The organism is Halosolutus gelatinilyticus, assembly GCF_023028105.1.
GTDB lineage: Archaea > Halobacteriota > Halobacteria > Halobacteriales > Natrialbaceae > Halosolutus > Halosolutus gelatinilyticus.
In genome coordinates, this window is sequence record NZ_CP095491.1 from 661,247 (window position 1) to 681,804 (window position 20,558).

Annotated in this window: 23 protein-coding genes and 1 pseudogene; 12 read left to right on the forward strand and 12 right to left on the reverse strand. The window is 65.8% G+C overall.

Annotated features, from left to right (window positions below; all coding sequences use genetic code 11):
- Positions 1-33 precede the first annotated feature (33 nt).
- Positions 34-267, forward strand: coding sequence for a DUF8007 family protein (locus MUH00_RS03370; RefSeq protein WP_321576088.1), 234 nt, complete (start codon positions 34-36; stop codon positions 265-267).
- 86 nt (positions 268-353) lie between these two features.
- On the opposite strand, the gene MUH00_RS03375 is transcribed toward MUH00_RS03370, so the two are convergent.
- The gene (locus tag MUH00_RS03375) at positions 354-596 is read right to left on the reverse strand and encodes a DUF8107 family protein (RefSeq protein WP_247002359.1); all 243 of its coding nucleotides are present in this window, start codon (positions 594-596) and stop codon (positions 354-356) included.
- A gap of 59 nt (positions 597-655) precedes the next feature.
- On the opposite strand from MUH00_RS03375, the gene MUH00_RS03380 reads away from it, so the two are divergent.
- Positions 656-973, forward strand: a complete 318-nt coding sequence (locus MUH00_RS03380; RefSeq protein ID WP_247002360.1) for a hypothetical protein — start codon at positions 656-658, stop codon at positions 971-973.
- Between the two features lie 78 nt (positions 974-1,051).
- Here the strand turns inward: MUH00_RS03380 and MUH00_RS03385 are convergent, their stop codons facing one another.
- Positions 1,052-2,332 (reverse strand): CobW family GTP-binding protein, encoded by a 1,281-nt coding sequence (locus MUH00_RS03385; protein ID WP_247002361.1) that lies wholly within the window; start codon positions 2,330-2,332, stop codon positions 1,052-1,054.
- A gap of 121 nt (positions 2,333-2,453) precedes the next feature.
- Here MUH00_RS03385 and MUH00_RS03390 point away from each other — a divergent pair, with 121 nt between their 5' ends.
- The 3 genes from MUH00_RS03390 (at position 2,454) to MUH00_RS03400 (ending at position 5,095) form a co-directional block, all read left to right on the forward strand.
- Positions 2,454-2,750 carry a DUF7990 family protein gene (locus tag MUH00_RS03390; RefSeq protein ID WP_247002362.1) on the forward strand — a complete coding sequence of 99 codons (297 nt, stop codon included), beginning with the start codon at positions 2,454-2,456 and terminating at the stop codon, positions 2,748-2,750.
- A gap of 1 nt (position 2,751) precedes the next feature.
- Complete coding sequence (locus MUH00_RS03395; RefSeq protein ID WP_247002363.1) at positions 2,752-3,726, forward strand: ArsA family ATPase; 975 nt, start codon at positions 2,752-2,754, stop codon at positions 3,724-3,726.
- Positions 3,727-3,901: 175 nt separating this feature from the next.
- Complete coding sequence (locus MUH00_RS03400) at positions 3,902-5,095, forward strand: redox-regulated ATPase YchF (RefSeq protein ID WP_247002364.1); 1,194 nt, start codon at positions 3,902-3,904, stop codon at positions 5,093-5,095.
- A 74-nt stretch (positions 5,096-5,169) separates the two neighbouring features.
- Here the strand turns inward: MUH00_RS03400 and MUH00_RS03405 are convergent, their stop codons facing one another.
- Positions 5,170-5,454, reverse strand: coding sequence for a DUF7967 family protein (locus MUH00_RS03405; protein ID WP_247002365.1), 285 nt, complete (start codon positions 5,452-5,454; stop codon positions 5,170-5,172).
- Between the two features lie 101 nt (positions 5,455-5,555).
- Between MUH00_RS03405 and MUH00_RS03410 the strand changes: the two genes are divergently transcribed.
- Both MUH00_RS03410 and MUH00_RS03415 read left to right on the forward strand, forming a co-directional pair.
- Positions 5,556-7,211, forward strand: a complete 1,656-nt coding sequence (locus tag MUH00_RS03410) for a spermidine synthase (protein ID WP_247004067.1) — start codon at positions 5,556-5,558, stop codon at positions 7,209-7,211.
- Between the two features lie 103 nt (positions 7,212-7,314).
- Positions 7,315-7,491: a glycine zipper domain-containing protein gene (locus tag MUH00_RS03415; RefSeq protein ID WP_247002366.1), complete on the forward strand. Its 177-nt coding sequence runs from the start codon at positions 7,315-7,317 to the stop codon at positions 7,489-7,491.
- 215 nt (positions 7,492-7,706) lie between these two features.
- On the opposite strand, the gene MUH00_RS03420 is transcribed toward MUH00_RS03415, so the two are convergent.
- The 6 genes and pseudogenes from MUH00_RS03420 to MUH00_RS03440 form a co-directional block, all read right to left on the reverse strand.
- Positions 7,707-8,318, reverse strand: a complete 612-nt coding sequence (locus MUH00_RS03420) for a VOC family protein (RefSeq protein ID WP_247002367.1) — start codon at positions 8,316-8,318, stop codon at positions 7,707-7,709.
- A gap of 711 nt (positions 8,319-9,029) precedes the next feature.
- A complete protein-coding gene (locus MUH00_RS23120) occupies positions 9,030-9,395 on the reverse strand; it encodes a TrmB family transcriptional regulator sugar-binding domain-containing protein (RefSeq protein WP_425603061.1) in 366 nt (121 codons plus the stop codon).
- Positions 9,278-9,616, reverse strand: a pseudogene (locus MUH00_RS23125) (TrmB family transcriptional regulator sugar-binding domain-containing protein); the annotation flags it as partial. The pseudogene MUH00_RS23125 and the gene MUH00_RS23120, both read right to left, overlap by 118 nt.
- A gap of 313 nt (positions 9,617-9,929) precedes the next feature.
- Complete coding sequence (locus MUH00_RS03430; RefSeq protein ID WP_247002369.1) at positions 9,930-10,577, reverse strand: ThuA domain-containing protein; 648 nt, start codon at positions 10,575-10,577, stop codon at positions 9,930-9,932.
- Positions 10,578-11,204: 627 nt separating this feature from the next.
- Complete coding sequence (locus MUH00_RS03435) at positions 11,205-11,627, reverse strand: universal stress protein (RefSeq protein ID WP_247002370.1); 423 nt, start codon at positions 11,625-11,627, stop codon at positions 11,205-11,207.
- Positions 11,628-11,771: 144 nt separating this feature from the next.
- Positions 11,772-13,514 (reverse strand): acetate--CoA ligase, encoded by a 1,743-nt coding sequence (locus tag MUH00_RS03440; protein WP_247002371.1) that lies wholly within the window; start codon positions 13,512-13,514, stop codon positions 11,772-11,774.
- Positions 13,515-13,688: 174 nt separating this feature from the next.
- Here MUH00_RS03440 and MUH00_RS03445 point away from each other — a divergent pair, with 174 nt between their 5' ends.
- The 3 genes from MUH00_RS03445 to MUH00_RS03455 all read left to right on the forward strand — a co-directional run bounded on the left by MUH00_RS03445 (position 13,689) and on the right by MUH00_RS03455 (position 16,297).
- On the forward strand, positions 13,689-14,402 hold the full coding sequence (locus MUH00_RS03445; RefSeq protein ID WP_247002372.1) for a class I SAM-dependent DNA methyltransferase: 714 nt from the start codon (positions 13,689-13,691) through the stop codon (positions 14,400-14,402).
- A 141-nt stretch (positions 14,403-14,543) separates the two neighbouring features.
- On the forward strand, positions 14,544-15,665 hold the full coding sequence (gene pdhA / locus MUH00_RS03450; RefSeq protein WP_247002373.1) for a pyruvate dehydrogenase (acetyl-transferring) E1 component subunit alpha: 1,122 nt from the start codon (positions 14,544-14,546) through the stop codon (positions 15,663-15,665).
- Positions 15,666-15,799: 134 nt separating this feature from the next.
- Positions 15,800-16,297 (forward strand): hypothetical protein, encoded by a 498-nt coding sequence (locus tag MUH00_RS03455; protein WP_247002374.1) that lies wholly within the window; start codon positions 15,800-15,802, stop codon positions 16,295-16,297.
- Positions 16,298-16,355: 58 nt separating this feature from the next.
- On the opposite strand, the gene MUH00_RS03460 is transcribed toward MUH00_RS03455, so the two are convergent.
- The gene (locus tag MUH00_RS03460) at positions 16,356-16,874 is read right to left on the reverse strand and encodes a gamma carbonic anhydrase family protein (protein ID WP_247002375.1); all 519 of its coding nucleotides are present in this window, start codon (positions 16,872-16,874) and stop codon (positions 16,356-16,358) included.
- Positions 16,875-17,030: 156 nt separating this feature from the next.
- Here MUH00_RS03460 and MUH00_RS03465 point away from each other — a divergent pair, with 156 nt between their 5' ends.
- Complete coding sequence (locus MUH00_RS03465; RefSeq protein WP_247002376.1) at positions 17,031-17,669, forward strand: metallophosphoesterase family protein; 639 nt, start codon at positions 17,031-17,033, stop codon at positions 17,667-17,669.
- 77 nt (positions 17,670-17,746) lie between these two features.
- Here MUH00_RS03465 and MUH00_RS03470 read toward each other — a convergent pair whose 3' ends face one another.
- Both MUH00_RS03470 and MUH00_RS03475 read right to left on the reverse strand, forming a co-directional pair.
- On the reverse strand, positions 17,747-18,403 hold the full coding sequence (locus MUH00_RS03470) for a dienelactone hydrolase family protein (RefSeq protein WP_247002377.1): 657 nt from the start codon (positions 18,401-18,403) through the stop codon (positions 17,747-17,749).
- 89 nt (positions 18,404-18,492) lie between these two features.
- Positions 18,493-19,290 carry an alpha/beta fold hydrolase gene (locus MUH00_RS03475; protein ID WP_247002378.1) on the reverse strand — a complete coding sequence of 266 codons (798 nt, stop codon included), beginning with the start codon at positions 19,288-19,290 and terminating at the stop codon, positions 18,493-18,495.
- Between the two features lie 378 nt (positions 19,291-19,668).
- On the opposite strand from MUH00_RS03475, the gene MUH00_RS03480 reads away from it, so the two are divergent.
- On the forward strand, positions 19,669-20,484 hold the full coding sequence (locus tag MUH00_RS03480) for an AAC(3) family N-acetyltransferase (RefSeq protein ID WP_247002379.1): 816 nt from the start codon (positions 19,669-19,671) through the stop codon (positions 20,482-20,484).
- Positions 20,485-20,558: the final 74 nt, after the last annotated feature.

Here is a 20,558-nt window from a genome sequence, read left to right on the forward strand (position 1 = left end):
CGACACGTTTTAGCCGCTGGTGGCCGAAGTGTCGTGCGAACGACTCTCATGGGTGGGAAGAACACCGAATCCTGCGGCCGCTGTTCGATGTCGTCGGTCGTCGACGTCGCGCGGTCCGACGACGAACCCGACGATCGCGCCGCCGTCGAACGGGTCGCGATCGAGGTCGACGACGAGACGCTCCGACGGCTGTCGCCGAGTGCCTGGGCCGGTCGAGCGACGGCGCGGCTCGACGCGCTGGTGAACCGGTTCGTCTACGGCCGGTAGGCGCCGGCTATCGGGGGTTCGGACCGCCGGTTCGGGGAGGCCGCGTCTCCCGTGATCGGCCGGACCGCGACTCGACGCCCCGTCGATCAGGTCATGGTCACGGCGTAGGTCACCGTAAACAGGAGTACCGCCGCCGTGGCGACGTTTATCCATCCGAACTCGACGACGCCCAGAAAGGACAGGCCCCAGACGATCGTCCAGCCGAACAGCGTCGACAGGACGGCGTTCATCGCGAGGATGACGCGAGGATCACCCGTCGAGGAGGAGACGCCCGCTTCGAATCCGCCGGTCTCCGGATCCTGCTCGCTCGGACGGTCACCCTCGCTCATGGCGGACACACTGTCCGTGCAACACTTAGCTCTTTGCCGCTCGCCGCGATACGATCTTTATGCGGCCTCGTAACCGCCACGGATCCCCCGTCGACCCCGTTCCCTTCGTCGTCGTCTCCGGACTGACGGTCATGCTGCTGCTCTCGTTCGGACCGCTGTACGCGCAGGCGCTGGGCGCCCCTCTCGACGTCTCGATCGGCGCGTCTCTCGGCCTCTCCCTTCTCGCCGCCGTCGTCGCCTACTACCGACAGGTGTGGACCGCGCGCTCGGAGCTCGCGGTCGTCCCGGCGGGCGTGCGCGCCGAACGGCTGTTCCACCTCATGCTCGTCCTCGCGGCGATCAGCGTCGGCCTCGCGGTCCCGCTGTTGGTGCGGTAGCGATCGGCTCGCGTCGCGGCATCCCCGCCGGTGACATCCCCGACGATCGATCGTCCCCTCGCGCCCGATCGCTCGAACTCACGGCCCGCGAACGACCGTCTCGTCGCCCTGCTCGTCGGGGAACGGTCCGTCGCTCGAGCCGGCGTCTCCGTCGCCGGACCACTCCTCGTCCGTCACGAGCGCCTCTCGGAGGCGCTCTCGGAGCGCCGATTCGTCGTACTCCGTCCCGATGAAGACGAGTTCGGTCAGCCGATCGCCGTGCTCGTCGTTCCACTCGAGGTTCGGCCGGTTCGACCGGTACATGTCGCGTTCGATCTCGGGCAGGCTCGCGATCCACGGCCCCTTCGCGGCGGCTCTGATGGACGGCCCGGCCTGCGCGATCGCGACGCGCATTTCGTTACCCGCGAGCCACGCGGTTCCCTTGGCGCGGACGATTTCGGACGGGAGATCGCGGAGAAACGACGCGAACCGATCGGGGTGGAACGGCCGCCGGCGGCGGAAGACGAACGAGGTGACGCCGTAGACTTCGTCGGGATGGCGGTGGTCGTGCTCGTCGTGATCGTGGTCGTCGTGGTCATGGCGATCGCGGTGGCCGTGATCGCCGTCTCCGCGCCCGCCCGTATCGGCGTGACCGTGGCCGTTATCCTCCTCCAGCGCGCGTTTCCACCCCGGCAGGTCGGCGAGTCGGTCGGCGTCGAACCGATCGCGGCCGAGCAGTCGATCGGGGTCGATCGCCGAGAACTCCGTCCGGACGGTCTCGGCGTCGGGCTGGAGCGCCCGGACAAGTTCTTCGGCCTCCGCGAGTTGGGCTTCGCTGCACAGGTCCGCCTTGTTGAGCAGGACGACGTTCGACACCTCGACCTGTTCGACGAGCAGGTCGGAGAGGGGCCGATCGGCCTCGTCGCCGCGCCGTTCCGGGATCTCCTCGCCGGCGAAGGACTCCAGGAACGCGGGCGTGTCGAGGACGGTCACGAGCGTGTCGACATCGTACCGGGCGGCGACGCGGGATTTCGTCGTGAACAGCCGCGCGACGGGCGCGGGCTCGGAGATGCCCGAGGACTCGACGACGAGGTGGTCGAACGCCCGATCGCGAGCCAGCCTGACCACGGCCGTTTCGAGGTCGTCCTGCAGTTCACAGCAGATGCAGCCGTTCGAGAGCTCCGCGACGCCGTCGTCGAGTTCCAGTTCGGAGCCCTCGGCGACGAGTTCCGCGTCGACGTTCACCTCGCCCATGTCGTTGACGAGGACGGCGAGGGTTCGATCGCCGGCGTTCGAGAGCAGGTGGTTGAGCAGCGTCGTCTTGCCGGCGCCCAGGCTTCCGGAGAGGATGGTCACCGGGATGGTCCCGTCGGCGTTCATGTGCGATACTGGAATCGAGTGCCCTTGAAAGCGACCCTCGACGGGGAACGGCGACGGGGCGAGCCGGTCGTCGCATCGGTCCCCTCGACAGCTTTTACCCGTTTGAACCGAACATACGGCCATGGAACTGGCCGATCGGATCGAGGCGTTCCGCCGAACGCTTTCGGAGTGGCTCAGGGGGCTCTATCACGGCATGATCTCGCATCCGGCCTACGAGAAGATCGAAAAGGAAGCCGAGGACGCCGAGGACGCGTTCCTGCTCGCGTGTTTCCCGGACGCGTTCGGAATCCCCTCGCCCGTGTCGTACTACACGGCCGAACTGCTGCCGTACCTCGAAGACGAGTTCGAGGCCTGGGAGCGGCGACTGTGGGATCGCGGCACCTACCTCGAACGAAAGGGTCAGCAGTACCACTTCTGACATGGAACCCTTCGTCTTCTTCGGCGGCAAGGGCGGCGTCGGCAAGACCACCGTCTCGTGTGCCTACGGACTCCGCTGCGCCCGCGACGGTCACCGGACGCTCGTCGTCTCGACCGACCCCGCCCACTCCGTCACCGACGTGTTCGATCAACCGTTCGACGACACCCCCGAGCCGGTCGCGGGAATCGATCGGCTCGACGCGATGCAACTCGATCCCGAGGACGAGGTCACGCGCCACTTAGACGAAATCCGCCAGGACCTCTCCGAACAGGTTTCGGCGGCGATGGTCAACGAGATCAACCGCCAGCTCGAGATGGCCCACGGTACGCCTGGCGCCTACGAGTCGGCCCTGTTCGATCGGTTCGTCGACGTGATGCGCAACTCGGAGTCGTACGATCGGGTCGTCTTCGACACCGCGCCCTCCGGAAGCACGCTGCGCCTGCTCGGCCTCCCCGACCTGCTCGAAAGCTGGATCGACCGCCTGATGTACAAGCGCCGGACCAGCATCGACCTCTTCGAGAAGGCCGCGATCGGAAACAACGAACCCCGGCGCGTCATGGAGGGCGACCCCGTCCTCGCGCGTCTCGAAGAGCGCAAGGAGTTCTTCGACTTCGCCGGCAAGGCGCTCCAGGACGACGCCGCCTTCTTCATCGTCCTGAACCCCGACGAACTCTCGCTGAACGAGACCGAGCGGTCGATCGCCGACCTCCGGGAGAAGGAGTTCGCCGTCCGCGGCCTCGTCGCCAACAAACTCACCCCCTCGCCTGATCCCGACGAGAACGGCCGCGGCGCGCGCTACCTCCGTGACCGGGTCGAGACCGAACGGGCGCATCTCGAAACCATCCGCGAGGAGTTCGACCCGCCGCTGGTGGCCGAGATCGGCTGGCGGGTCGCTGAGGTCAAGGGCGATCTCCTGTCGGACGTCGCCGACGAACTCGACATCGAGACGAGCGTCGAAGCCCCAACGCACGTCTGATCGTCCGAAGGCGATCGCTGTACGGATTTCGATCGGTCGGGGACCCCGCCGGGCCGGTTCGAACGTCCATAGTCGGCGTCCGGTTCCGACGTGCGTTCTCTATGAGATATGTACGCAGGGGCCACTGTACGCCCGAAGAGAAACCAGTTTAGGCCGTGCCTCCCCAGAGCGAGCAATGAGTTACCGAATCGGACTGGTCGGAAAACCATCAGTCGGTAAATCCAGTTTTTTCAATGCTGCCACCATGAACGACGTGCCCGAGGGTGCCTACCCGTTCACGACGATCGATCCGAGCGTCGGCGAGGCCTACGTCCGCGTCGAGTGCGCCGCGCCGGAGTTCGACGAGGAGTGCACGCCAAACGTCGGCTTTTGCGATCACGGGATGCGGTTCGTCCCGACGAAACTCGTCGACGTGGCGGGGCTGATTCCGGGCGCCCACGAGGGAGCGGGGCTGGGCAACCAGTTTCTCACCGATCTGAACGAGACCGACGTGCTCGTCCACGTCGTCGACTTCTCCGGTAAGACGGACGCCGAGGGCGAACCGACCGAGGGTCACGACCCGCGGGAGGACATCGCCTTCTTGGAGGAGGAACTCGACCAGTGGTACCTCGACATCTTAGAGAAGGGTATCGAACGCTACGAGTCGGGCTACACCACCGAAGACGACGCGATCGAAGCGGAACTCGCGGAGCAGATGAGCGCGTTCAAGACGAACGAGGACGAGATCAAGCTGCTCATCCGGCGGGTCGGCATCGGCTTCGACCCCGAGGCGTGGGAGGACGACGACAAACTCGAACTCGCCCGCGAGATCCGCACGGAGACCAAGCCGATGGTGATCGCGGCGAACAAACTGGACACGCCCGAGGGGCAGGCCAATTACGAGGAGATCGCGAACGATCCCGACTACGACCACCTGACGATCGTCCCCTGCAGCGCGCACGCCGAGAAGGCGCTCAAGTCGGCGGACAAGGCCGGCGCCGTGGAGTACCGGCCGGGGGACGACGATTTCGAAATCACGGGCGACGTCTCGGACGACCAGGAGCAAGGGCTCGAGCAGATCCGCGACTTCCTCGGCGAGTACGGCGCGACGGGCGTCCAGGCGGCCCTCGAAACCGCCCTGTTCGACGTCCTCGGCGTCACGCCGGTGTTCCCCGGCGGCGCGAACGGCCTCGGCAACGAGCGCGGCGAGGTCCTCCCCGACTGTTACCTGATCCCGCCGAACGCGACCGCCGAGGACTTCGCCTACAGCCTCCACTCCGACATCGGCGACGGCTTCCTGCACGCGATCGACTGCCGGACCAACCGCCAACTCGGGAAGGACTACGAGGTCGAGCCGCGGGACGTGATCGAAGTCATCACGACAAACTGACCGCCGCCGGACCGTCGATCCGGTCAGCCGGTTTCGATCGCCGACCGGTCGGGGTTTCGAGACGCAGCGGCGGATCAGATGACGTCGTCCGGATCGTGAACGTCGGCCATTCGGCTCGCCTCAGCGGCGTACTGCTCGCGCAGGTCGGGATCGTCGACGGTTCCTAGATTTCCGGGATCGGCATCGATCGCGGCGGTCGTGTCGCGGACGTCGGTGAACGATGTGAGCGCCCGTTCCTTGCGGAAGTACCGCTCGCCATCCGGGGTGGCATACGTGAGGATGATCAGGTTCTGCTCGTCATCGGAGTAGGTCCGCTCGACGAGCCAGACGCGAACGCGATCGGTCGAGGAGTTCGACATCGATCGACTGTCCAACGTCCGAACGGATGAATGTGCGTTCGATCCCTCGCCTGCCGAAGCCGATAGGTACTCACCGGTGGATCGACTCAGTGCCGATACGAATGGGCGTGCGATCGTTTTCGACCGATCGGCTCACGAAACCCGAACTCGCCGTCTTCGTCTCGGGCGTCGTCAGTATGGGGCTGGAGATCCTCGCGGTGCGGATCGTCGCGCCGCAGTTTGGGAGCCACATCTACACGGTCGGCGGCATCCTGACGGTCTTCCTCGCGGGGTTGAGTCTCGGCTACTGGCAGGGCGGCGACCGGGCGCGGTACGCGACGAACCGCCAGATGAGTCGGCTTCTGCTCGCGACGGCCGCCTACGTCGCGGTCGTCGTCTACGCGAGCGACATCTTGCTCACCGCCACGTCGACGTTGCCGCTGCCGGCGCGGTACGCCTCGCTGCCGTCGGTGATCGTTCTGTTCGGCCCGCCGACGTACCTGCTCGGATTCATCAGTCCGTACGCCGCGGAGCTGTCGGCGGCGGAGAGCACCGGGAAAGCGTCCGGTCGCGTCTACGCGCTCGGCACGATCGGCAGCATCCTGGGCTCCGCGCTGACCACGTTCGTCCTCGTCCCCGCGCTGACCATCTCGGTCATCGGTGCCCTCTTCGGATTCACCCTGGTCGGAACGGCGCTCGCGCTGACGCTTCCCGACGTGTCCGCGAGACCGGCGATCGCGAGCGCGATCGTCGCCGCGTTGCTCGTCGGCGCCGTCGTGGGCAGCCCCGTCGACTTCGACCACCGCGGTGACGTCGTCTACGAGACCCAGACGCCCTACCAGCAACTCGAGGTCATCGACAACGGCGACGAGCGGGTCATGTACCTCGACGGCGCGCGTCACAGCGCGATCGATCTCGACGATCCCGACCGCCACGTCTTCACCTACACGAAGTACTTCCACCTGCCGATGCTCGCGACCGACGATCACGAGGACGTCGATCGGGTCCTGTTCATCGGCGGAGGCGGCTACACCGGGCCGCAGGACTACGCCGAGCGCTACGACGCGACGGTCGACGTCGTCGAGATCGACCCCGAGGTGACGGACGCGGCCAGGACGTACTTCGGACTCGATCGCGGGGAGGTCAACGTCCACACCGAAGACGGCCGGCAGTTCCTCCAGCGAACCGACGAGACCTACGACGTGATCGTCCTCGACGCCTACAAGAAGGAGCAGGTCCCGTTCCACCTGACGACGGTCGAGTTCATGGAACTCCTCTCCGATCGGCTGAGCGAGGACGGCGTCGTCCACGCGAACGTCATCTCGTCCCCGAACGGCCCGGCCGCCGAATTCTACCGCGCCCAGTACAAGACGATGAACGAGGTCTTCCCCGACGTGTACGCCTTCCGCACGTCCGACTCGACCGAGATCCAGAACATCCAACTGGTGGCGACGAACGACGAGACCGACCTCTCGCAGGCCGAGTTCGAAGCCCGGAACGAAGAGCGCAACCTGGGGGTCGACCTCTCGGCCGCGATCGACAACAAGCTCTCGGAGCCGAACACGGCCGACGCGCCCCTGCTGACGGACGATCGGGGGGAGGTGGATAGCTTACTCGATCCGATGCTGGGACAGCGGTATGTCATCGAGGAAACGCCGGAGAACGCCTCCCGGTCCGACTCGGAGCCTCCGACCGCCGAATCGACTCGCGCCCCGGGACGGGCGGCCGCGATCGGGGAGCCCGCGAACCCGGGCGAACTGCGACCGGCCGCGTCGTAGATCGCGTGAAGCCGTCGTACACCGGTCCGCACGCGCCGGCGGTGTCGGCGTGCGAATCAGGACCGCTGAAAGACTTATCACCTGATACGGCGAATACGTAGCAATGCACAGTAGGATAGCGAACGACGATACCCGAGATTCGATGGGATACGGCGTTGCGATCGGACTCTCCGTCGGGATTGCGATCGGCGTCTTGATGGACAACCTGGCGATAGGCATTGCCGTCGGCTTGGCCCTCGGACCCGCTTTCGGAGTCGGATGGGACAAAATAGGAAGATAGGGAGACAGACCGTCGAAAACGGCCCCGAACTCGTGGTTCCGAACAAATACGATCGGTAGAAAAGCGGATCTATCGGACGGCCGGATCAAGCCGATCGACCGTCGCGCGGCGCGCCGGCGATACCGCGTCGACGCCGATCGTTCCCGCGGCCGGGTGACGGCTTCCCCATCGGGTCGCGCGCGGCCGCCTCGACGATGGAACCGATCCGCACGGCCTCAGACGCCGCTTCCGGTCGGCGCGTCCGGCAACTCGTGTTTTTCGACCTCGATGCCGAGTTCCTCGAGCGCGGCCTCGAGGTGGCGCTCTTCGGCGAACTCGACGCCGTCCTCCTCGCGGAGCCGCTGGGCCGTCGCCAGCACCTCGCCGCGGCGATCGTCCGGGATCGAGAACTTGTCCGTCGAGAGCTCGATCGTCAGCCCGTTGTGGTCGCGCGTGTACAGCGAGTGGAAGATGCCGCGATCGAACTCGTTGTAGCCGCGTCCCGCCTCCTCGAGCGCTTCTTTCGTCTCGACGAACCGCTCCGGATCGACCGAGAACGAGAGGTGATGCACCGAGCCGATCTCGTGTCGGAGCGGACGCGGGTTCGACTGCCGATCGTCCGTCACGAAGAACGTGATGATCCGGCCGTCACCCGTGTCGAAAAAGAGGTGCGTCGAGTTCGGATCGTCGAGGTTCGGCTGTCTGAGCACCAGCGGCATGCCGAGCAGGTCGCGGTAGAACGCGATCGTGTCCGCCTCATTGCTCCCGATCAGAGTGATGTGATCGGTTCCGGAGAGTCGGATCGGGCTCTCCGGCGGTTCCGCGGTGATCTCGGGTTCGTCTGTCATGACCTCGAGTAGGAAGTCGAGACGTAAACCGCTACTCCCCGTAGCGCCCCCTCTCGGCGGCGCGCTCGCGGTCCCAGTCGTCTTGCGTCCGGCCGCTCGGAGATCATATCTGATATGGAATATTTTCTCAAATATACCAGAATTAATTTGCTTTTACCCCGCTCCGTTCGGGTACCGAGTCGAGAGAGGATGAGCCATCGGTCAGCGGAACGCTACTGCGGCATAATGCCGGAAACCCCCCGTATCCAGTGCACTATACGCGAATTATTTCGAAACCGATTGAGGTCGGATTCGGATCCGAGCCGATCCGGACGTCGTCTCGACGGAAATCTCGGAAGCGCGAAAAGCAGCCGTTTAAATCGCAATACGCCGGTTACGGTTCGGATTTCGATCGCGAACCCTGGATCCGTCTCTCACGCCTGAAACTGATTCGCCAATCGAACCCGCGGAGATTTACCATATAAATTATATACATCCAAATAAGATGAATTCTGTGCCGAACGGGTTGCGGTGCTTACGAGTGCGGACCCGATCGATGGGGAGGATACCGACGGATCGACCGAACGGGGACGACGCGGACACCGCCCCAGATCTCGCCGGCCGAAGTCGTCGACGGTCACTCGAGATCGCGAACGTTGTTGTCGTCCGGTCGCACCCGTATTACAACCGTATAGTTGTAAATCATTCTCGTTACAGAAGTGTGGGTGTAAATCACTCGAGTTCCGGAAACTCGATCCCCTCGATGGTGATCACCTCGGCCTCGATATCCTCGAAGACGGCACCCCAGCCGCCGATCGTGTGGCCGCCGTCGTCGCCCTCGACGACGAGCGTGGCGTAGCCGGACAGCTCCGTGATGGCGGATCCCGCGGGACGGCCGTTCCGCCGGCAGCGTTGATGTACTCGAGCGTCCCCCGCACCGCCGTGGACTCGCCCGTGGCCGGGCGCTGGCCCAGCACGCGAACCCGAATCGTCGCGCCGTCGTGCCAGAGCGGCGCGACGTCGAGGATGAACGCTTCGATGCTGATGTAGGTCGGATCCCGATCGGGATCGACGTAGAGTTGCTCGCAGGGCAACCACATGAGCGTCAGGTAGAACCAGTGTAACACCAGGGTGAGGATGTCGTCGTTGATGACGATCCCGTACGGTTCGCCGTGGTGGACGGCCGGCGCGAAGAACGCGCGCCGACGGTCGACGATCGCGAGAAACGGCCCCGGGAGCCCCCGCCAGCGAACTTGCAGAACGCCGGTCTCGGCGGGGTCTATCCCTCGTCCGTTGCCGCACAGCGTGACCCACGTCATGACGCCGCGATCGTCGGGCTGGAGTCGATCACCTCGGGATCGATCGTCTTCGACGACGACATCGATTCCCTCACACGATTCTCGCGCGGCGATCGGGTCCGGATCGACTTCGACGTCGACGACCTCTACCTGTTCGATCCCGACACGCAGGACGCGATCGAGACGAAAGCGTCCCAGGCGCCCGACCACTTGGACCTGCAACGGGCGGATCCGACCGAGGCCTGATGAACGGACTCCGGGCTCGGCGGTGTCCCGCTCGCGCCCTCAATCGGGCCGACCGCGGGAGGTGGCCGTCGCCGTCCGAGGATGGCTCTCACCCGGTGACCCACGAGACGGCGTTCCGGAGGAGCCGACGGGTCCCGTCGTGTCGCAACGACTCGTCGGTGTGGCCCAGCGAAACGTAACACACCCGGCCGTCACCGTTCAAGCGGACCCACGCGACCGGGTACGATCGAAGGTCGGGGTGGTCCATCTCCGCGAGCACCGTCACCTCCTCGTCGACGGCGACTCGATACGGCTCGTCGAAGACCTCGAAATCGTCGACCCCCGCCGTGACTGGGTGCTCGGTGACGATCTCGACCCCGAACGTCGTTTGCTCAGGATGGCCCACGAACCGGCCGCCGAGCAGCGCCTCGAGTTCGGCGATCGGCTCCGATCGCGTGTCGATGAGGTCGTCCGGGTCCGACGGGGCCGTGCTGTGCAGATCCGCTGCGCAGTGAACGCCGAGGTACCCGCCCCCGCGGCGGACGAACGCGAGCAGTCCCTCGAGTTGCTCCGCGGTGAGGTCGCTGTCTGTCAGATAGTCGATCAACAGGTCGTAGTCGGAGAGATCCGACAGGTCGTCGCGATCGGTGGTGACGGTGACGTCGGCGGCGTCGCCGATCGCGGCGACGAGTTCCGGGCCCTTATCGTCGATCGAGTGAAACGGAAACGTCGTCTCTCCGATCAGAAGCGCATTCATCGGTGTGAATCAGCTACTCGTCACGCCACCTAACTCTTCGGGTCGGCGTCGGTCGGCCGATCCGGCACACTGGTGACGGCGTACCCTGACGTTCTATTGCATCGTTCTCCCGTACCGCGTTTCCAGCTTCGATCCAGCCACCCACGGCGTCTCGCTTCGATCGACGCGATCAGGTCGTTGCGAGTCGGCCGTCGCCGGTGGATCGTCGGTTCCGTTCACGCGGCGATCGAACCGATTTCGCTGGTTCAGCTGACGAGCATACGAAATGGCAGATTTAGATATTATATTCTATTTAGTCATGTGATCAGTCATATAGTTTCGGATCTTCAGATTCCCGATGAGCGACGGTAAAACGGTAAAATTATATTCACGTTCCATACCGAACTCCATAAATTAAAGGTAGAGTTAGTCAATATAGTGTATAGCGTCCCTGCTGCACAGTCATTGGCGATAGCGTCTGACCTTCTTCGGAAGAATTCGAAATCAGGTACTTTGGCCCAGTGATCAGCAGTTCGATCGATCTACACGGATCGACTATTGACGGTGCGATCGCCGGGCCGCGGGAACGGCGGTGTCGAACGGCGGCCTGAATCGGGCGTCGATACGAGGCGCTCGAACGACCGACGTTCAGGACGACTCGCCGCCCGCCACGACCACCGGTCGATCGGTGTTGAGGACGACAGACTGGGTGACGCTGCCGAAGACCGCCTTCCCCACCGGCGATCGCTTTCGGCCGCCGAGGACGATCGCGTCGACGTCGAGGTCCTCGGCGCGGTCGAGGATGTCCGCGGCCGTGTCGCCGCTGTCCTCGCGGACCGTGGTATCGACGTCGTTCTCCTCGAGATACTCCGTGGCGCGTCGGACGGAGCCGATCCGCGACGCGGATTTGAACTGTTCGAACTCCCTGGGGAGGTCCCCTCCCTCGTCCGTGAAGACGAACAGCACGTGGACCTCGACCGATTCGCTCGCGTCGGGTAGCGACGTAACGTAGCGCGCCTGCGAGAGCGCACGCTCCTCGCTGGTGTCGACGGGCATCAGAACGCGGTACATACGCCATCGTTCGCCGTGTTGACGTATAAAGTTACTAGCGCGTTCCCGGTTGTCAGAGCCGATCGACGTCGACGCGCTCGCCGATCGAAATCCAGTTCTCGCCCGGGGCGTGCGGCCGATCACTCGCGTACCGGCCGGCCGCGATCACTCGCTCGTCGCGCCTTCGCGATCGCGCAGCGATCGGCGCCGGATCTTGCCGGTCGTCGTGGTCGGGAGTTCGTCGACGAACGCGATCTCGCGGGGGTACTCGTACTCGGCGAGTCGGTCGCGGACCAGTTCGCGGATCTCCCCGCGGAGCGCTTCCGGGTCGTACTCGTCGGTCACGGGCTTGACGAACGCCTTGATCGCCTCGCCACGGGTCTCGTCGGGGACGCCGACGACGCCGGCCTGTTCGATCGCCTCGTGGTTGAGGATGGCTTCCTCGACTTCCATCGGGCCGACGCGGTAGCCGCTGGTGAGGATCACGTCGTCGGTCCGGGAGACGAACCACAGGTAGCCGTCCGCGTCGCGCTCGATCAAGTCCCCCGTCAGAAACCACTTTCCGGAAGAGCAGAGCTCTTCCGACTCCCCGATCGCTTCGCTCTCGGGGACGTCTTCGGTCCGCTTCGCCGCTGTCTTCTCCGGGAGTCCCCAGTACTCGTCGAAGAAGACCCGCCGATCGCCCGTCTTCACGGCGAGTTCGCCTACCTCACCGTCGGGCAGTTCCTCGCGCGTGTCGGGGTCGAGGATCGCCACCTCGTACCCGGGGAACGGCCTGCCCATGCTGCCGGGTCGCGTGTCGAACCAGGCGTCGGAGTTGCCGACGACCAGGTTGAGTTCGGTCTGGCCGTAGAAGTCGTTGATCGAGACGTCCGTAAACGTCTCTTCGACCCAGTCGACCACCTCAGAGGTGAGCGGTTCGCCCGCCGACGCGAACGTCTCGATCGCCAGGTCGTACTCGCGTTCCGGATCGTCGATCGACGTCAGCAACCGGAGCGCGGTGGGCGGCATGAAGGTGTGGGTGACGCCGTGTCGTTCCAGGAGCTCGAACGCCGCCTCGGGGTCAAAGCCGTCCCTCGGCCAGCCGACGATCGTACAGCCGTGGTGCCACGCGGCGAACAGGGTCCCGCCGAGGGCGGCGCCCCACGCCCAGTCCGCGGGCGTCCAGAGGGTCGCCTCGCCCTCGGCGAGGCCCTGGTCGAAGTAGTTGTACGCCGCTGCCGCCCGTCCGAGCCAGAGCGCGTGGCTGTGCAGGACGCCCTTCGGCGGCCCCGTCGACCCGCTGGTGTACATGATCGCCGTCGGCGTCTCGGGGGTCGCGTCGTAGGCGTCGATCCCGGGCTCGTACGACGCGAGGAGGGCGTCGAAAGCGTGTGTAGCCGTATCGCCCTCGGCGGCGCCGTCGGCGCCGTCGACCGCCTCCTCGTCGCCGAGTTCGATCACGTGCTCCAGATTCGGACAGTCGTCCCGAATCTCTGCGATCGCCTCGCGAACGTCCGGATCGACGACCACCGCTTTCGCCCCGCTGTCCTCCAGGCGGTACTGCAGGGCGTCGCGACCGAACAGCACCGTCAACGGCACCGAGACGGCCCCGAGCTTCCAGTTCGCGAGGTGCGCGATCGGATTCTCGGGCTTTTGCGGGACGACGACGCCCACGCGATCGCCCGCCTGGATTCCGAGGGCGGCGAGTGCGGCCGCGATGCGGTCCGATCGATCGTCCAGTTGGTCGAAGGTGTAGGTCTCAACGCGGCCGCTCTCGGGCCGCTCGTACCGGAGCGCCACCCGGCTCGTGTCGTCGTGTTTCCGGAGGAAGTCGACGGCGGGGTTGAACGACTCCGGGAGCTCCCACGAAAACTCCTCGCGAGCCCGATCGTAATCCTCGAACGTCGGCATGACCGTCCAGCTCATGTGCGGGGATTCCGAGGCCAGCGCATAGCGTGTTTCGACACGTCGGTCCGCCGATGATCGGGTATGTGGACGAGCCCTACGCGCGTCGAACCGATCGGCGCACCGGGAGACGTCCGTTCTTCCCGACTTCGTCTCGACCGTAATCCTTTCGACCGGAGCTGCAGAGTAAGTAGCATGGCCTCCGAGGACGAGCCGGTGGCGAAAGCCGCCTACGACGAACTGGCGGATACGTACGCGGACGAGGTTCGGACGAACCCGTACAACGCCGACCTGGAGTTCCCGGCGACGTCCTCGCTCGTGCCGGACGTGGACGGAAAGCGGGTCCTCGATGCGGGTTGTGGAACCGGCGCGTACACAGAGTGGCTCCTCGATCGGGGCGCCGACGTCGTGGGGGTCGACGTGAGCGAAGCGATGCTCGCACACGCTCGAGAGCGAGTCGGCGACCGCGCGACGTTCCATCGAGCTGACCTCGCAGCGCCGCTCGAGTTCGCCGAGACCGACGCGTTCGACGGGGTCGTCAGCGCGCTCGCGCTCGGATACGTAGAAGAGTGGCGCGAATCATTTTCGGAGTTCGCCCGGATCCTCGAGCCCGGCGGGTTCTTCGTGTTCTCGACCGGCCATCCGTTCGATCAGTTTCCGTTCGGCGGGGACGACGGCCGCGCGAACTACTTCGACGTCGAACTGGCAGAGAAGAACTGGGAGGTCGACGTCCCGTACTATCGCCGTCCCGTCTCGGCGGTCGTCAATCCGCTCCTGGAATCGGGTTTTCGACTGGAGAGACTCCTCGAACCCCGGCCGACGGAACGATTCGAAGAGACGTGGCCGGAGCGATACGAGAAGGAGTCTCGGTATCCGGTGTTCCTCTGCGTGCGGTCGAGACTATCGTGATCGGCCGGCCACACCGTTGGAGAAGGACCGGCCGAAACGATCGCCGCAGGGACGGATCGGGTCCCGTCGATCGCGCGAACCGCTCGGATCGGACTCGGCTACCCGTCGGTACTATAGTGGCTGCGTCCCACGCAGGTGATAATGTCAGGAGACGTGCTCGCGCGGGACGTGCTCGATCGAGCGCCCGACGATCGAGTGCAGGTGCTCGACCCGAACGGGAAGGTCGTCGACCCGGCTCTCGAACCCGATCTCGACCCGGAGACGCTGCGATCGATGTATCGCGACATGCGGTTTTGTCGGCGGTTCGACGAGCGGATGATCAGCCTCCAGCGACAGGGGCGGCTGGGGACGTACGCGTCGCTGGCCGGGCAGGAGGGATCGCAGATCGGGTCGACGTACGCCCTGGCCGACGACGACGCGCTCTCTTACCAGTACCGCGAGCACGGCGCGCTCGTCGCCCGCGGCCTCCCGTGGGAGTATATTACCTACTGGATGGGCCACGAGGACGGGAACGCGGCGCTTTCGGAGATCGACGTCTTCCCGCTCAACATCTCGATCGGGGGGCACCTCCCGCACGCCGTCGGCTGGTCGTGGGCGGCGAAGCTACGGGGCGACGAGCGGGTCACCGTCGTCCACTTCGGCGACGGGTCGACCTCCGAGGGGGATTTCCACGAGGCGATGAACTTCGCGGGCGTGTACGACACGCCGACGATCTTTTTCTGTAACAACAACCAGTGGGCCATCTCCGTGCCCCGAGAGCGACAGACCGCGAGCGCGACGATCGCCCAGAAGGCCGACGCCTACGGCTTCGAGGGCGTCCAAGTCGACGGGATGGACCCGCTGGCGACCTACGTCGTGACCGAGGCCGCGCGGGAGAAGGCCCTCGGCGGGGGCGATCGGCGTCCGACGCTCGTGGAAGCGGTCCAGTACCGCTTCGGCGCCCACACGACGGCCGACGATCCGGCCGTTTACCGCGACGAAGCGGACATCGAGCGCTGGCGCGAGCGCGACCCGATCGATCGGTTCGAGGCCTACCTCCGCGATCGGGGCGCCCTCGGCGACGGTCGGATCGCCGCGATCGAGGACGAGATCGAAGAGACCGTCGCGGCGCTCGTCGATCGAGCCGAGGACGTCCAGGCCGACCCCCGCGAGATGTTCGAGTACGCGTACGCGGAGCCGACGCCGCGACTCGAAGAACAGCGAGACTACCTCGACGCGCTGCGGGATCGACACGGCGACGACGAGTTGCTCGACTACGAGTGAGTCCACCTCGGGCGTGGTCCCGTCCAACGCCGACTTATCCCCGTCCAATCCCGGCTTGGCTCCGCCTAACTATCGCTTACAGTGACGATCCCGACACGGAAAGGACTATAGTACCGGTCTCCAGATGCCGGCGCATGCAACTCGAACAGCGGTCCCGGGAATCCCTCTGGGACGGCACCGTTCCGAGCGCGATCGACGCTCGCGTCCTCGGGCTCGTCGTCGTGATCGCGGCCCTCGCGGCGTCGGTGAACGTTCCGTACGGCGGCGTCATCGTCGCCGTCGCCGCGTTCGCCTTGCTCACGGCTGGCGGCGTCGTCGGCCACCTGCTCGGCGAACGAAAACTCCGGCGGATCACCGACGGCCTCGTCGATCGCTGGCTCGGCGCCGGCGCGCAGATCACCGACGTCACCCGCTCGTCCGAGGGGATGCGAACGGAGTGGACCGTCCACACCCCCGAGGGCGAGATCACCATCGGCGGCGTCGCGCTGGTCCCGATCGCCCGCCTCTCGGTCGAGTGGCAGGGCGTCGGCGACGCGATGGATGCGAGCGACGCCGATGACGACCTCGATCGGCTCGCCGAGAGCCTCTTCGAGGAAATCTTCGCGATCGGCGACGGGCCGACGCGATCCTGAGACGCGGTTTTCTGGCTGCGTCCGGCGTGATTCCGACGCCGGTAGCCGGAATTCGAAGTCACTCGAACAGGTTTGCGTGCCGCTGTGCGAGGTTCGTGTACTCGCCCGAGGAGGACTCTTCGAAGACGGCGTCGGCATCGATCCCGGTCTCGTCGAGCGGCGTGATCCGCGCGGGAACGCCGCGGACGAACGACTCCGGCGGGATATCGTAGTCGTCGGGGATCACCGTCCCCGCTGCGACGATGCTCCCGCGGCCGATAGTCGCGTCGGTATTGACTGTCGTGTTGAACCCGACAAGCGCGCGCCGTTCGACGGTGGCCTCGTTGAGGACGGCTCCGTGGCCCACCATGACCTCCTCGTCGACCGTCGAGGCGTGGATCGTCGCGTTGTCGCCGACGTGGGCCTGTCGACCGATCCGAACGGGGCCGATGTCGCCCCGCAGGACGACTCCCGGCCAGACGCTCGCGTCCGCCTCGACCGTCACGTCCCCGACGAGCGTCGCCTCGCGGCTCACGTGAGCCTCCTCGTCGATCGTCGGGCCAGTCCCCTCGAACTCGTAGGTTCGACTGTCAACCATGTGGACGCGAACCACGACCGATCTGATAAGCGTTCGTCGCTCGCTCGGTGACCGTCACCGCCGTTGAAATCCGCGTCGAGATCGAATCGCCGATCCCGGACCGAGCCGCGCACGACCCGGCAACACGCGTATACCGCCGCCCCTCCAACCGCGATTATGCTCGTTCTCGGCGACGCCCACGCCTCCGATCCCGATCGCCGCGAGACGCTGCGCTCGTACTACCGGGCGCTCGACCCCGATCGCGTCCTCCAGGTCGGCGACCTCGAGTGTTACGACCTCCCCGCGCCCACGTGGTTCGTCGCGGGCAACAACGAGGACTTCGACGTGATCGAGGCGCTGCGAGCGGGCGACGACCCCCCGGAGACGCGAAACGTCCACCTGCTCGCGAGCACGGCGGCGACCGTCGGCGGCCTCCGGGTCGCCGGCCTCTCGGGCAACTTCGCGCCGACGAAGTACGACCTGCCGCGGACGGAACTGTCGGGCGATCGGCGCCGCCACTTCACTCGCAAGGACGTCGATCGCGCGGCCGACCTGTCCGACGTCGACGTCTTCCTCGCACACGAGGCGCCGACGGGCCTCCTCTCCTACGGATACGATCCCGGCTGTCAGCACGTGAACGACCTCCTCGAAGCCGTCTCCCCCGACCTCTGTCTGGTCGGCCACCACCACAAACACCGCGAGGAGACGATCGCCGACACGCGCGTCGTGAGCCTCGATCCGGCCTGGGAACGGTACTACACGCTCGATCCGGGAACGCTCGAGCTGACGGGACACGATCAGGAGGCGATCGAGTGAAGGTGCGCGTTCGATCGCCGACCCGGGTGTGCGCCCCGCACGAGGCTCCGTCCACGTGACGCGCGGAACCGGCGGCCTCACCCCCGGTTCCGGAGATGCGTCGCGAACCAGTCCGCGGCGTGGTCGGCGACGGCTTCGAGTTCGCCTTCGCCTTGGAAGAGGTGTCCGGCGCCCTCGATCACGCGGAGATCCTTCTCGCACGAGAGGGCGTCGTACACCTCCCGATTGAGTTCGAGCACGGAGTCGTCTTCTCCGCCGACGATGAACAGCGTCGCCGCCGTCACGTCGCCGATCGCGTCCTCGGCCATGTCGACCCGGCCGCCGCGCGACACGACCGCGTCGACGTCGGTCTCCGATCGGGCCGCACCGCGAAGCGCCGCCGCGGCGCCCGTACTCGCGCCGAAGTAGCCGATCGGAAGGTCCGCGCTGAGGTCGTTTCGATCCCGCGCCCACGCCGTCGCCGCGACGAGACGATCCGTCAACAGGGGGATGTCGAACCGGTTCTCCCGGTGTCGGTCCTCGTCTTCGGTGAGCAGATCGAACAGCAGGGTCCCGAGGCCGCGCTTTCGGAGCGTCTCCGCGACGAAGTTGTTCCGCGGGCTGTGCCGACTGCTGCCGCTGCCGTGGGCGAAGACGACCAGCCCGCCGGCGTCGGCAGGCACGACGAGTTCGCCCTCGAGCGTCACGTCGTCGACGGCGATCTCGGTCACGGTCTGGGTTTCGTCGATCGCCATACGCGAGCCTCCGCCGTCGATGCAGTTGACGATTGGGGGTGACGAAGACCGAGCGTACCGCGGTGCGAAGGGGGTCGTACCGACGCCGGTCACTGCTTCTGTGGAACGCGACGACGGACGAACCGCCGGACGCGATCCGTGTACGTCTCCGGCCGGTGGAGGTTGCAGATATGCCCGACGTCCGCCAGCACTTCGACGCGACCGTCCCGGGCGGCCGCCGCGTGCTCCCGCTCGCCCCGGCGCATGAGCTTGTCGTTCTCGCCGTTCAGGATCAGCGTCGGCCCGGGATACGTCGAGAGCGCCTCTCGGAAATTCCGCCCGGCGACCTCGGGTCCCGCATCGCCGAACTGCTTGGGGTAGAATCCGGACTCGATGATCGCTCGCTCGACGTCCGGCGGGAGGTCGCGGTTTCGCACCCACCGCGTCGCGAGGCGTTCGACCGCGCGTTTGCCGACGTCGGGTTTCGTGAGGAGGCGAGCCGTTGCGCCGGTCGCCCGCGTGAGCAGTTCCATCCCGCGGACCGGGTTCGCGCTGCTGCCGGACAGCACCAGCCCGTCGACGTCGCTCGGGAAGCGGTGGGCGTACTCCGTGGCGACGTACCCGCCGAGCGAGAGCCCGACGAGCACGGCGCTGCCGTCCGTCTCCGCGTCGATCACCCGCTGTACCCGTTCGATCGCCGGCTCCATCCGGAACGTCTCCTCGCCGAAGACGCCGTGGCCGGGGAGGTCGAACGCCACGACATGAAACTCGTCCGAAAGCGCCCGCTGCTGGGGTAGCCACATCGTCCGCGTGAACATCGCACCGTGGACGAAGACGATCGACTGTGCGTCGGCGGGCCCGGCGACGTCGACGCCGATCGGGCCGTCGGCGCTTCGATTCGGTGACATCGGTATCGGATCCACGGCGAAGAGGCAATTAATGGTCGGGCCGGCGAGTCCCGCCCGCTGGGTGGCGGTGCATTTTCGATCCGACAGCCGATCGTCCCGAAAGCGGCGAGAGATGAGTTTTCGACGGCGTGTTCGAGCGGTCTGTCGCGATCGCCGATCGTCGGGACCCGACTCTAATAAATCCCATGGTGGTATCGGAAATAGGAAGGGGACCGTCTCAGGAGTCACCGCTCGAGGGCGTAGAATCGTAGTTGGTTGTAAATGTGAACTCGGATCGAGAAAACGTCAGGGGTTCTAGCAAATCGATCGCGTTCGATCGCGTTGACATCGGTGTCGTCCCATCACGAGATTTATGATTGGTACCAGTCACGTCTACTTATGAGCGATACCCTTCCCGATGATCGATCGCCGGAGCCGATTACGGTCGAGTCGATGACGAGCGATCTACGCGACCTCGGTATCAGGTCCGGCCAGACGGTGCTCGTCCACGGATCGCTCTCCGCTCTGGGTTGGGTCTGTGGCGGGGCACCCGCCGTCGTAATCGCGCTCCAGCGCGTCGTCGGCGAAGACGGTACCATCGTGATGCCGACGCACTCACCCGGAAACATGGACCCGGCCGACATGGGAAATCCGCCGGTTCCCGACTCGTGGTACGAAACCGTCCGCGAACAGATGCCACCCTACCGGCCGGACGTGACACCGACGCAGGGGATGGGTGCGATCGCCGAGTGCTTTCGCTCCTGTCCGGGCGTCCGTCGGAGCGACCACCCTCAACTGTCGTTCGCCGCGTGGGGCGCCGATGCCGATTTTGTCATCGAGGACCACACGTACGACCATTCGCTCGGCGAGGAGTCGCCGCTGGCCCGGGTCTACGACCTCGACGGCGACGTGCTGTTTCTCGGGACGTCGCACGCGACGAACACCTCGCTCCATCTCGCTGAGTACCGCACTGACGCCGATATCGCCACGAAGACCAACGGCGGCGCGGTGCTCGTCGACGGAAAGCGCAAGTGGGCTCACTGGAAGGATCTTGATATCGACGACGAAGACTTTCCGGAGTGCGGTGCGGCGTTCGAGCGCGAACACCTCGACGCTTTCGAGACCGGTCGCATCGGCGTCGCCGACGCGAAACGGCTCGCCCAGAGACCGCTCGTCGATTTCGCGGTGGAGTGGTTCGATTCGAACCGCCGATAACTACGCACCCCCCTCCAGGAAGTGACGCATCTCACCTCGGCGGACTTCCAGCCCCTTCTGGAGTTAGCGTTCAA